This window comes from Spirosoma jeollabukense, assembly GCF_054777855.1.
This window is the reverse complement of record NZ_BAAHAD010000018.1, coordinates 14988-27275: the sequence shown is the minus strand read 5'-3', so window position 1 is coordinate 27275 and position 12288 is coordinate 14988. Positions and strand designations below refer to the sequence as shown.

Annotated in this window: 10 protein-coding genes; all 10 read right to left on the bottom strand. The window is 49.2% G+C overall.

Annotation, left to right across the window (positions count from 1 at the left end):
- Positions 1-17 precede the first annotated feature (17 nt).
- A complete protein-coding gene (locus ACYVEA_RS32810) occupies positions 18-710 on the bottom strand; it encodes a class I SAM-dependent methyltransferase (protein WP_461117605.1) in 693 nt (230 codons plus the stop codon).
- A gap of 10 nt (positions 711-720) precedes the next feature.
- A complete protein-coding gene (locus tag ACYVEA_RS32805) occupies positions 721-1848 on the bottom strand; it encodes a glycosyltransferase (protein ID WP_461117604.1) in 1128 nt (375 codons plus the stop codon).
- Entirely contained in the window at positions 1845-2876 is a 1032-nt protein-coding gene (locus ACYVEA_RS32800; protein WP_461117603.1) for a glycosyltransferase family 4 protein, read from the bottom strand. Before ACYVEA_RS32800 ends, ACYVEA_RS32805 begins: the two co-directional genes overlap by 4 nt.
- A gap of 6 nt (positions 2877-2882) precedes the next feature.
- Complete coding sequence (locus tag ACYVEA_RS32795; protein ID WP_461117602.1) at positions 2883-4217, bottom strand: hypothetical protein; 1335 nt, start codon at positions 4215-4217, stop codon at positions 2883-2885.
- On the bottom strand, positions 4214-5485 hold the full coding sequence (locus ACYVEA_RS32790; RefSeq protein ID WP_461117601.1) for a lipopolysaccharide biosynthesis protein: 1272 nt from the start codon (positions 5483-5485) through the stop codon (positions 4214-4216). The genes ACYVEA_RS32795 and ACYVEA_RS32790 overlap by 4 nt, the downstream gene beginning before the upstream one ends.
- A complete protein-coding gene (locus ACYVEA_RS32785) occupies positions 5482-6492 on the bottom strand; it encodes a CgeB family protein (protein ID WP_461117600.1) in 1011 nt (336 codons plus the stop codon). The genes ACYVEA_RS32790 and ACYVEA_RS32785 overlap by 4 nt, the downstream gene beginning before the upstream one ends.
- 14 nt (positions 6493-6506) lie before the next feature.
- Positions 6507-7799 (bottom strand): nucleotide sugar dehydrogenase, encoded by a 1293-nt coding sequence (locus ACYVEA_RS32780; RefSeq protein ID WP_461117599.1) that lies wholly within the window; start codon positions 7797-7799, stop codon positions 6507-6509.
- 234 nt (positions 7800-8033) lie between these two features.
- A complete protein-coding gene (locus ACYVEA_RS32775; protein WP_461117598.1) occupies positions 8034-8579 on the bottom strand; it encodes an REP-associated tyrosine transposase in 546 nt (181 codons plus the stop codon).
- Positions 8580-8742: 163 nt separating this feature from the next.
- Positions 8743-9852, bottom strand: coding sequence for a GNVR domain-containing protein (locus tag ACYVEA_RS32770; protein ID WP_461117597.1), 1110 nt, complete (start codon positions 9850-9852; stop codon positions 8743-8745).
- A gap of 3 nt (positions 9853-9855) precedes the next feature.
- On the bottom strand, positions 9856-12180 hold the full coding sequence (locus ACYVEA_RS32765) for an SLBB domain-containing protein (protein ID WP_461117596.1): 2325 nt from the start codon (positions 12178-12180) through the stop codon (positions 9856-9858).
- Positions 12181-12288: the final 108 nt, after the last annotated feature.

Below are 12288 nucleotides of genomic sequence, written 5' to 3'. Positions count from 1 at the left end.
GGATAGGTATCGAACTGCTAAACTTCTGCCCGTCGGTAAACACCAACGAGCAAGTTGTTGACGTAGTGCCGGGCTAAAAACGGTTTTAGCAGTCTCGAAATGGGATCATGACTTGAAAAGAACGTTATTTCGACTCTATCAAATCCTAGCATGGACAGGTGATGGGAGAAAATTGCGTCAGTTGAGCTATTGCGAGTGTGGGCGAAATAGGCGGGCCAGCCGGTTAGCCGGAATAGCCTGCGTTCCACCCGCCGATACAGGCTTAGCTGGTTGGGAATAGAGACGATAAGAAGGCCATTTGGTTTCAGTAAATCCCTGACCTGTTGAAGCATCTGCTCCATATTGTCTATGTATTCAAGTAGACTCGACATAAGGACGACATCCTGTGGGGCATATTTCGCAGGATCGGGCAGTGGCAGTAATTGGACTACGTAGCGTACGTTAACAACTGTTTTTTTCTGATTACATAAAGCAATCATTGCTTCCGACCCGTCAATGCCCGTAACGATACAGCCTTTTTCGGCGAGGTAATTGCTGAAAATGCCCGATCCACAACCAAGGTCCAGAACGCGGTCGATGGGCTTTACATACTGATTAAGCAGGTCCGTCCAGACGTTGAATCGTTCCACAAACGCTGTTGAGGATTCGTAGCGTCGATCAAATTGCCGCGCAATTTCTCCATGAAAATCAATAGCCGACGTTGAACTCATTTTCAGTACGTTATATCTTTATCCTCGCTCGCACTATCGTATAAAACTGTTCCCACTGGGCTACCTTCGAGCGACTGTTGAACTGTTGCCGGGCCAGATTTAAAGCGCGGGTTCGAAAAAGCGAATATTTATCAGACGGCATTGTTATGAATTGGTCAAGGGCCTGTCGAAGCGCGTCCGGATCATTAGCTACCCAACGACCGGCACGTTCCGTTTCCAGTACCTGCCAGGGTGTGTTTGTTGACGCAACAACGGGCGTTCCCTGCGCCAGTGACTCGATGACAACGTTGCCAAAATTCTCGGAATGAGAGGGTAGAATCAGCAACCGGGCATCGGCGTATACCTGCTCCTTTTGCTCACCATAGACGGCCCCCAGAAACGTAACCCTGGCGGAGAGTTTCAGCGTATCGACACGTTCACGAAGAAAATTGGCATGGGCTTCATCCGAAACCGGCCCGGCAATCAGCAGGGAATATTCACTATTTAGAAACAGCGGTGACGTACTCAATGCGTCCAGTAGCCGGTCAATGGCTTTGATTGGATGCAATCGCCCCATAAACAGCAGATACGGTCGGGCGACCCGCGCGACTGGCGACGACAATTCCATTGTATTAGGAATTTCGCCTACCTGTGCATCAACCCCAAAATGATGTCGGATATGAGCGGTTTCCGCTTCAGACGTTGCGTGAAAATATAGGAAAGACCGAAATAGCCGAAATGCATTTAGCAGCATTCGTTTCAAGCGGGGGCGAAAGCGTAGAGCAACGGGACTGAGTTCGCCGTGGGGCGACCATACAATCGGCTTACGTAGTAACAGACTCATGAGAACCCAGGCCAATGATGCCGGATAAAACAAACTATTCACATGGACAAGCTCGGCGGTGCGGATGGCCTGCCAACCGTACCAGATGTGTTTTATGGGGAGATAGAAATGTGGATTTTTTGAGTAGATCACCCGACCACAGTCCAGCGTCAGCCAGCGATCAAGCTGTATTGACGACGGCAAACTCTGCGACGTAGCTACCACCGTCACATCGTGCCCGGCCATTGTCAGCGCCTTGGCCTGCCAGTAGATGGCATTGCTGGGACCACCCATCTGCGCCGGATAAAAGCAATCGGCCGACATAACGATGTTCATCTGAAAAAGAGCGAAAGAAGGAATGCGTGAAAGAACACCACTGGTGCCTGCCGATATAAGGCTTCGTAACGGGTTGCGGCTGTCTTGACTGTATAGTTGCGGGCGTTCTGAAGACCTCGCTGTATTAATGTTTCCCGATACGTAGCATCCTGAATCAACGTCAGAATCCCCTGTCGAATAGCTGCTATGTCAGTTGGATCGACTACATGCGCGGCTCCGTCGGCAACGTCTCTCATAGGAGAATCATTGGCTGTAATGACCACCCGTCCAATGGCGTTGGCCTCAATAATAGGCATCCCGAACCCTTCGTAGGTTGACACGAACGTAACGATGTCGCAATTGACGTAGCATTGAACGACGTCTGATCGGCTGATATTGGCGTGATTTAGATACTGTATTCGCCTTTGGTGAAGATCAGCTATAGTGCTTTGTGTTAACGGACCAATAACGACGAGTGTACATCTGATTTCTTCGATGGCCGCCAGCAGCCGCGCCAGATTCTTATGGGGAGCTGTACCAATCTGAAGCAGCACAGGTCGATCAGTGCAAAAAGGTCTGGGATGATGGGTAAAAAGCGGATCGTAGCTATTCGGGATAACATGTACATGTCGGGCTGCCCGACCTACGTAGCGCCATAAATCCTGACGGGTTTTCTCAGAAACGACCGTCACAATGGCCGCTCGTTTTATAGGAAAGTAGTACCAGAAAAGCCAAAAAAACGCATACCGCAACGGCCGATTTCGGTTAGTTTCCAGTAAACGGCAATCATGAATTGTCAGGATCGTACGCGATGCGGGCAGTGCCAGCGCAACGTAGTGGACATCACCGGTGATGTGAAAAACGTCGGCCGATAGCTTTTTTACAAAGTTCAAATTTTTCCAAACGCTACGTAAACCCCGGCTAATATGAGGCAATTGAATCGTATTTGTTTGTATTCCCTGCTGCTCAACTTCGGGCTGAATGCTGTCAAACAATGCTTCAATACTGTGGCCAGTGCCGGGACTGCGAACGATATAAGTAACGGTCATGAAGGATTATAAGTGAATACTGACGCGCTTCAGAAGCCAGACTAGCAGCATGATAAAAATAGCGTTGTTCACTAAGCTGCCCCAGGTTGAGAGAAGGTCGGTTTCCATGGTTAGACAGCCGATATACAGCATTGGTAACCAAAGGATAAGCGAGGGACGGTGGGCTGCCAACTGCAATACGTATTGGAAAATGCCACCTAACAGCAAGCCATAAAGTAGAGAGAACAAAATACCACCATAGCCAAAATTAACATATCCTTCGCCCAGGGGCGACAGATTAATGCTGGTGTTTTCGGATTGCGGCAACGTAGTAAACCGTCTGATGTTTTCGTATCCACCCGTTTGGGGCTTGTTTGGCCACATCAGTCGGGGGACGAAGGGGTAAATGAACGACAGTAATACGTCTCCATTGGCATACGCTTCATGCATGGGCACCTTCGTCATGGCACTCCCGATCATGATGCCCTGATTAAATCGAACGAATGACAAAAATAAATGATCGACGTTCAGGAGTTTTTCAGGATTAGTAAGTCGGTCAGCCAGCAGGTCGCTCATGAGCTCTGCATTGCCCGTACGTTCGCCCCGCTGGTAACCCCACGTGTTGTATCGGTATTCTCCTTTAACGGATTGAATCAGGAGTAAAAACGCGAACGCTAAACTCACAAAGATGATTTTCGTGCGAATTGTGAGTGGATTAAGTCTACCAGCCGTACCAAAAATTGCCAGTAACATTATCCAGAAGAATAGCTCACCAAACATCCCCGCCTGAATCGTATGTGTTACCAGCACAGCGAAGACTGTAGCAAGAATCAAGAGTCGATACCGACTCCCGGAATAGTAGGCATAAAATGCGCTTATGAACAGGCAGTACGCCGGTAACGTACCGAGAATAGTGGGTGCAGTGGGCACAAAGGTCTTTACCGAAAAACCGAGTAAACCAATGATTAACAGTACGATACCAGATGCTTTTTTGTCCTGGAGATAGGCCGCTGCGTTTTGAATATAAAGTAGATGAGGAAGTTTCGGCTCGTAGTTTCTGAACCAGAATAATCCGATATAAAATGCGCTATAGGCCGGTAACGCATAACTGAAATACGTAGCTGACTCTACGGGCATGGAGGCCGGGAAGACCCAGTACGTAATGGCAGGCACCAGCAAAATTTCGAGTGCCGCAATGAAACTAATGCACTCCAGCAAGGCAATCCGCTCACCGACGCGGTGGATGAATGTCTGGAAGGTACACAGCGACAAGGCAACGGCTAACGCTTCTGCACCTGTGCAATACGCTATACCCTGGATGGCCAGCAGAAAGGTCAGCGCACATACGAGAAGGCGTTTCATTGGCTATTGAACTTTTCGGACAGAAACAGCCAGATTACTAACAGAAACTGCCCGGCGAAACCGAATAAAGTAGCTAGCGCAGCACCCAAAATGCCAAGTCTGGGAATTAACAAAGTACTAAGCGCAATAGTCAATACGGCTCCTGATACGTTGTGAAAAAGCACTAATCGAGTTTGGCCGAAGGCATACCATTTCATTTCCAGCAGGTGAATACTCGTCAGAAATAAATAACCGGCTGCCACAATCGGTCCAACAAGAAAGGCGGGGCTGTATCGATCCGACAAGAGTAACTCTCCGATCCAGTCATGATTTAGATAAAACAGCAAACAACCCGTCCCGGCCAGCGCTCCGTAGCGGCCCAGGTAACGTAGTATCAATGGGTTAGCGGTTACAGAAGGCTGCCCGGCGGCTCGCAATTCCAGTACTTGTGGCGAGAGAAAGGTTAACAGCGGAGCCACCAGAATCAGCAATTTCGACCCCAGACTATATCCCATAACATACTGACCAACATCGGCATCGGTTAGATAAAGCCGAAGGAGATAGCGATCAGCATAGTTATTAATCCACCCCCAAAAAGCCAGACTGAGCAATGGACCAGCATATTGCCTGAACGAGTTGATCAGCTCGCTCCAATCAACGGTTATTTCCGACAGCGATTCATGGGTCCGAATCGCCTGAATTAGCTGCCAGTAGGCCAATAGGGCAAACAGGCTATTCAGCAAGGTTAACGACTGCCAAAGCCCAACGGATGTTTGCTGCCTGAAGCCAACAATGAATACCAAAAAAATCAGTACGTTACTGGCAGCATACCCGATTTGAATCAATACGTAGCGCCGGTGCTGGCCCGATACGTTCAGATAGCTGTTCCCGAACTGATAAATTCCCTGCCCAAAAGCCGCCAGCCAAACCAATCCAAAAATCGGGTTCTGGTAATACAACCCAGCTACCAAAGCCACCGTTGGCAGGATAGTCAAATAAATCAGCAGGAGGATTCGGCAATAGAAGCGGATGGTTTGTCGGTGCGAAAACCGAGCAAATGCCACCTTGAATGACTGAATGGTAGGCGTCACTAAAAAGCTGTGTGACAACGTCATAGCTGCGAATAGCAAACTGTAATCTCCCCACTCAGCCGGTAGAATGTATACGGCCGTGAGTTTCCCGTAGATCAACGTCATCAGCGCAGAAACCATCTGCCCGATAACCAAAACCGTCAATGGTCTTGAAACGGCTGTTCCTGGCTGAATAGCGTGCCCCATCACGCTTCTCATAAAATCGGTATGTACAGACTAATCGTACGCAGTAGTTGCTCTACTCGCAGGTCGAATGTGTGATGCGTCTGAAAATGAGCGTACTGCTGCGCTGCGAGTTCATGGCGTTCGTTGGGGCGGGCCAGGTAATACCGGATTTTATCAATGGCCTCATCCATCGTATGATACGTTACCCGGTCGGCCGCTACACCCGTATATTCTTCAATGGTCGGTTTGTAATCGCAAAGCTGAAAGGCCCCGATGCCATTAATTTCGAAGTACTTCTGATTGACCGACGTGATCTCCGCGTAATGAAAGTTATTGAAAACGATTTTAGCCCCATACAGTAGCCTGTTTTTCTCAGGGCCTATCAAATACTGCTCCCGAAATCCTGACCGCACGGCCGCCCGCAGATACGGACCTTCGGTTCCATACACCGCTACGTTCACACCTGCCCGCATCAGTTGCTCAATCATGCGGGCCCGGTAAGGATATAGGTTGCCAAACACCAGCACATCAATGGTTGTCATCCATTCGGCAAACGCTTTTTCAACGGGTGGCTTTTGATGAATGCGCGGATTAAAACCTTCCGGCAAATAATGGGCATTCAGACCCGCCCGGTCACGTAGCGCATGGACGAGATACGGTTCTTTGGAAAAGTAATAGTCGAAGTCGGCGGCAATGATCTGCTGTTTCTCCAGGTTCGAGAGTGCATCGGGATTTACCTGGACAACCGGCACATCAGGGCATCGAAGTTTAACCTGTTCCACCAGGATCGGGTGTACATTCCGGTAGACAACCAGCACTAAATCAGGGTTTAAACGCACGATTTTGTCAGCGAGCTGTTTGCCAATCGCCCGGTCGTAGGGTTCAAAAAAACGTGACGCCCAATAATTGATCTTAGCCGAAACGGGCAATCCATCTGTAACATCCAGCAAAGAAACGCGATGCCCCAGCGTCCGAAAGGAATCGCTCAGATGATATTCCAGGGAGTCGAATGCCGGGCTGCCTACAATGACTACGTTCATTAATTTGTCGAATCTCAAAGCCGCCAGTATTGAATTTCATCGTCTTTTTGCACACTGTATAATCCCTTCAGATCCAACAAAATCGGTGCGCCGTTCATCAGTGATTTAAAATAGGGTACGTCCAATACTTTGTATTCGTCGTGCCCAACGGCCACAATAATGGCGTCATACTGAGTCGATGGTACGTCCATCAGCGTCAGGCGATATTCATGCGCTACCTCATTCGGCGACGCATATGGATCTACTACGTGTACATTGATGGCGTATTTCATCAGTTCGCGGACCAGATCCGCTACCTTCGAATTGCGGATGTCGGCAATATTTTCCTTGAATGTCAATCCCATAACCAGCACCTTCGTCTGGCGTGGACTCTTGTCACGTTGTAGGAGCATCTGTACTAATTTTGTCGCGATGTAGGCTGGCATCCCGTCATTAATTCGCCGACCGGAATTAATGACTTGTGGATCATACCCCAACTGGCGGGCTTTGTAGAGCAGGTAATAAGGGTCAATCCCAATGCAATGTCCACCAACCAATCCTGGTGTAAATGGCATGAAATTCCACTTCGTGGCAGCGGCTTTCAGCACTTCCTGAGTATCGATTCCCATCTTGTCGAAGATGATCGCCAGCTCGTTCATAAGCGAAATGTTCAGGTCACGTTGCACATTTTCAATGACTTTGGCAGCTTCGGCGACTTTGATACTCGGTGCTACGTAGATGCCCGCGCGGATGATGCTACTGTATACTTCGGCGATGGTTTGCGCAGCCTCGGCATCATTACCCGACACGACTTTGAGAATGTCGGGTAAGGTTCTGACTTTATCGCCGGGATTGATACGTTCAGGGGAGTAACCGAGTTTAAAGTCAGTGCCAAGCGTCAGGCCAGAATACTTTTCCAGCAATGGCAGGCAATCATCTTCGGTACAAGCCGGGTATACGGTGGATTCGTACACCACATAATCACCGGGTTTCAGCGCCAGCCCAATGACTTCCGAAGCTCGTTGCAGCGGCTTCAGATCGGGCACTTTATAATCGTCTACCGGCGTGGGGACGGCCACCACAAAGAAGTTAGCTTGCCGTAAGTGATCTGGATTATCCGTAAACGTAATGTCGGCCCCCGCAAACGCATCGGGCGGTAATTGACGCGACGGATCTTCACTACGCTGTAGCATCACCACCCGATCGGGATTGCTGTCGTAGCCGATTACGCGAAAATGTCGGGCAAACTCCAGCGCAATCGGCAGACCGACGTAGCCTAACCCAATAACGGCGATCTGCTTTTTTTTCTGTTTAAGGTCGTTTAACAAATTCGTGTGGTTAAGTTGGTTCGTCGTAAACGACTCAAATGATGAACGTTTACGCTTGGCTTTGCTGGGTTCGGCGTAGTCTCTGACTACGTCGCCGTGTTAACCGGTCTCTGACCGGAACCTAAGATAAAATCAAAATTCCGGTCAGAGACCGGATAACGCTATGACGTAGTCAGAGACTACGCCAAACATCAGCCATGTGCCACACATAGCGGAAGACTACGCCAAACACTATCACACTAAATCAATTTCAATTAATGCCGGTCGGCCACCATAATTTCGGGCACTTGAATACAAATAATCCTGTGGTTCATCAACCCAGCCTGCCCGTACTGGATTTTGATGAATATAGTCCGCTTTTTGGTGCAAAAAGCGATCAGTAAAAATCTCAACGGCATGATTTTCGTGTGTCCAAAACTGATGAGTCGAATTTCGTACATGACGTTGAGCCGCAAATTCAAAGCGCTTCAACAGCCAATCGCTACGGCTTTCGACACCACTATCAGCAATCAGTTTAAGAATTTGGCTTGCTGTAAACTTTTTAAAATCACGTAATACGTCCGACAAATTTTCTTCCCGGGCGCGTACAAGCAAGTGCAGGTGGTTACTCATAACGACGTAGGCATAGACATCGAGACTTTTATGCTGTCGGCAATAAGTCAAACTATCCAAAACGACATCACGATACGTTTTCCGAGTGAAAACATCTACCCAATCGATTACTTGTAACGTTAGGTAATACGTTGCCCCCGGATCTTGAATTTGATAGCCTTGTGGCATAACTTTTGTGTTTATTCCGGTCAGAGACCGGTTAACGCTGTGACGTAGTCAGAGACTACGCCAAGCAACTAACCATGCTTTACTGTATGTTAATCGTTTACCATGTTCGGCGTAGTCTCTGACTACGTCGCAGCGTTAACCGGTCTCTGACCGGCACACAGTCCTACTTCTCTCGCAACACCATCCGCAATCTACCCGCGACGTCAGCCTGCCGGACTAATACGTACATGACTCCTGCTAGCAGGCCTATTCCTGAAAAAATCAATACGATTATTGTTCGTTTCGGGGAAGTGCGCTTGAGAGGTACCTGCGCGGGTTCGAGTACTTTAAAGATGGGCGTTCGTTCCTGCACTTTCAGTTTTGCCTGCTCAAATTGGCGGGAGAGTTCCGAATAAACTGTCTGTGCGATGCTTAATTCGGCCTCCATCCGCTGTTTTTCCATGGTGGCGGCCTGCACTACGTAATATTTGTGCTGGTCGTTGTACTGAAATACGTTGAACTGCGCGGTTTGGTATCGTTTTTGGGCTTCATGGAGTCGCTGGGCATAAAACTGTAAATCCTGTCGGGCTTTCTCGGTACGGTAATTTGTTACGTATTGCGTCAGATAATCCATGCTCAGTTGAGCTACCAGGGCTGCTACGTTGGCGTCGGGCATTTTGGCGGTGATGGTAATAATCCCCGAACGTGTATCGAGTTTAGCACTAATTCGTTTTCCGATGTCCTCAACTAATTCCTGCTGGCGTGACGTTAATCGTACGGGCCCGCCCGGTTTGTTCGTTAGGGGAAGCTTGGGATCATCTTTCTTTCCAAACTCGAGTAATTTTTTCAGTGACCAACGGTCATCGTTAGGTAATAGAAACTGACCAACTGTCAATCGTTGACCATTTGTTGTGATAATAGGTTTATCAATCAATTGCAAAACAAAAGGCGTACTCTGTAATACGTTCGGGTATAAGTCCGGGCGAACGGCGTCTACGCCTTCGGCATCCGAGAGATCCATGCCAGCAAAACCCGCCACCGATGCCAATCGTTTAAACATATCGCCTGAGCCGTTATTCATTTCAGGCATAATTCTAGCTTCCGAAATAAACTCTGGTTTTAGCAGTAAGGCGATTATAATTCCCAGCATAGCAAATACCATCATCGTCACTAGTATTTGTGCCCGTCCCCGCCAAACGGACTGCATCACTACGTCCGGCGGTAGGCTAAGCCATCGGTTTACGGGCAAATTCGATTCAGGTTCGGTCTGCGTTACTCTGGTTTTCGTCTCCATACGTTAGTTCGTAATCAGTCGTAACGCTGTCAGGATCACGGCCACGCCCGACGCAATGACTGTTAACCAGGCCGCACGCTCGGTAGAAGAACTTCTGGTTGACTCTTTAGGCGGAATGGCGGGAACCACAATTTCAGCTCCACGCTCAATGGGTGGATACGATCGAATGCCCAAAAATGAACGTGTTGGCATAATTTTTCCGTTAGCCCCCATAACATAGGTTTTTCGTTTCAAGGCTTTGTTCGTGAAGCCGCCGGTTTCGTCAATGTAGTCACGAAATGACTTGGATGAATCGAATTCCAAGGTAGCTGGATTCAAGACTTCACCTCGGATGTGGACAATGTCGGGGCGACGCGGTAACGTTAGTACGTCGCCGTCGTCCAACAGAAGATTACCCGCTACGGCAGGGTCATCCAATATTTTTTTGAGATCAAGTGATATACTTTCTCCCCGGCGTGTGAAGCGCGCTGCCGCTAGGTACGCTTCCGGTTTCAGACCACCGGCTCTGCGGATAAGATCGGTAATACGGTCGCTTTTTGTCCGGATGGCATAGCCGCCCGGATACACCACCTCCCCCGCAATGCTGGCGCCCTTTTGCGCTTCGTACCGGGGTGATGCCCGCACAAAAACCTGATCGAAAGGACGCAGTATTAGTTGCGCATCAGCCGGGTTGAGCCGTAGATTCTGATCAATTTCAAACGCAATCAACCGGACGTTCTGATCACCTGGTAAACCACTCGTATCGCTCTTAACGCGCCGGGCAATTTCCATCCGCGATGAGATGGCTGCGTCTGAAAACCCCTCCGCCAGCACAATCAGATTGGCCACCGTCATGCTATCGGCAAAGTCGAACGTACCACTTTTATTGACTGCTCCCTGAATCGAAACGCTACGTTTCTGACGTAGTTCGCTCCAGGTACTGATATGCAGGTGATCTTCTCGATGGAGCACGATATCGGCGGTTTCACCCCGCAGGAGTTTCGCTAGATCAACCGAAATAACTTCGGGGTCAAGGTTGGCACGCAACCGACGTATGGTGGCCCGATTCAAAAACGCATCTTCCCGCAACCCCTCCGCTCGGGTAATCAATTGCTTAAGCGTACCCTCTTTCGACAAGGCATAATTGCCCGGTCGGAACACCGCTCCGCTAATACTGACGTTGTTCTCGACGCGATCCAGAATAGCCCCGACCACGTAGCGATCACCGGCCTGAGGCACAAACTGAGCTATTTCTGCCGGCGTAATGGTTATCAATTGTTGCTCAATAGACGTGTTTCGGAGCAGATTAATCGATGCCATATAGGCACGATCAGAAAAGCCACCCGCGAAAGTAAGCGCGCTTTTAAGGGTTTCACCCCGGCGTATTTCATACCAGCCAGGTTGCTTGACTTCCCCTGTTAATTCAATATGGGTGCTGTAATGATCTACGAAAATAATGTCCTGATCAAGCAGGCGGATGTTATCTTTCTGATCGGCTCGAAGGAGAAAATCGTAGCAATCCAGCGTTCGCACCACCCTGTTGCTCCGGTACACCCGAATGTCGCGGAATGAACCTCGGCCGGGTGCCGGGCCACCAGCCGCATACAGTGCATTGAAAACCGTCGCTAAGGATGAAAGTGTGTACGTGCCCGGTCGGACCACTTGACCCAGGAGTGTAACTTTAATACTTCGAACGCTACCGAGTGTCACCTGCGCCTGAACCCCGCCAAGTGACGTATTGATTCCCTGGTAAAGCGTTTTTAACCGCCCGACAACACGCTGTTCAGCCTGCTCAATGGTCAGTCCGTTTACGTAAATAGGACTGAGGTTTTCGATACGGATGCTCCCTTCGGGACTGACTTTAGGGCGGTACGTTTGCTGAGCGTTTCCAAAAACATCAACGATGAGTTCATCGTCGGGCCCAATGATGTAATGGCGGGGCGTCGGAATTCTCAGATTCGGCTCAAACGACAAATTGGCGTTGGTAAATAAGGATGCCCCAAAGACAGTTGATGGTGGTGAGACGGTAGTGGTCGTTACGGGTGGGCTTGGCGTAGCGGGTTGTTCACGAACAACACTCGTTTCAGCAGTAGCTGCTGGCCTGCCCGGCAATGGTTGTAACTGGCTGACTCGCTGATGCATCCGATTGATATCAGCAGTCGTAAACCCGCGCGTTTGGGCCATTGCTTCCATCTGACTTTCGGTCATACCACTGGTCCGGGCTTGTTGTACAAACTGAGCTAGTTGTTCATCCGTCAACTTATTTATGGCTTGTGCAATCGCTCCATCGACTCCGTTTTTAAGAAAAAATAGCGTCAACAAAATGATTATCAGGGCCTGACGAATCATTCTTTCGGTCAATATCACGATTCAGTAAAGCGAGTTACGGGTAAGGCGACTACGATTGAGAAGGCAACCAATAGCCCAAATTATTATACGGGAGTTAGGACGGTAAAA

Bases quoted from the DNA above. Each gene is read 5' to 3' on its own strand.
- ACYVEA_RS32775 (WP_461117598.1), bottom strand. From the start codon at position 8,579: ATGCCACAAGGCTATCAAATTCAAGATCCGGGGGCAACGTATTACCTA.
- ACYVEA_RS32810 (WP_461117605.1), bottom strand. From the start codon at position 710: ATGAGTTCAACGTCGGCTATTGATTTTCATGGAGAAATTGCGCGGCAA.
- ACYVEA_RS32795 (WP_461117602.1), bottom strand. From the start codon at position 4,217: ATGAAACGCCTTCTCGTATGTGCGCTGACCTTTCTGCTGGCCATCCAG.
- ACYVEA_RS32765 (WP_461117596.1), bottom strand. From the start codon at position 12,180: ATGATTCGTCAGGCCCTGATAATCATTTTGTTGACGCTATTTTTTCTT.
- ACYVEA_RS32800 (WP_461117603.1), bottom strand. From the start codon at position 2,876: ATGACCGTTACTTATATCGTTCGCAGTCCCGGCACTGGCCACAGTATT.
- ACYVEA_RS32790 (WP_461117601.1), bottom strand. From the start codon at position 5,485: ATGAGAAGCGTGATGGGGCACGCTATTCAGCCAGGAACAGCCGTTTCA.
- ACYVEA_RS32785 (WP_461117600.1), bottom strand. From the start codon at position 6,492: ATGAACGTAGTCATTGTAGGCAGCCCGGCATTCGACTCCCTGGAATAT.
- ACYVEA_RS32770 (WP_461117597.1), bottom strand. From the start codon at position 9,852: ATGGAGACGAAAACCAGAGTAACGCAGACCGAACCTGAATCGAATTTG.
- ACYVEA_RS32805 (WP_461117604.1), bottom strand. From the start codon at position 1,848: ATGAACATCGTTATGTCGGCCGATTGCTTTTATCCGGCGCAGATGGGT.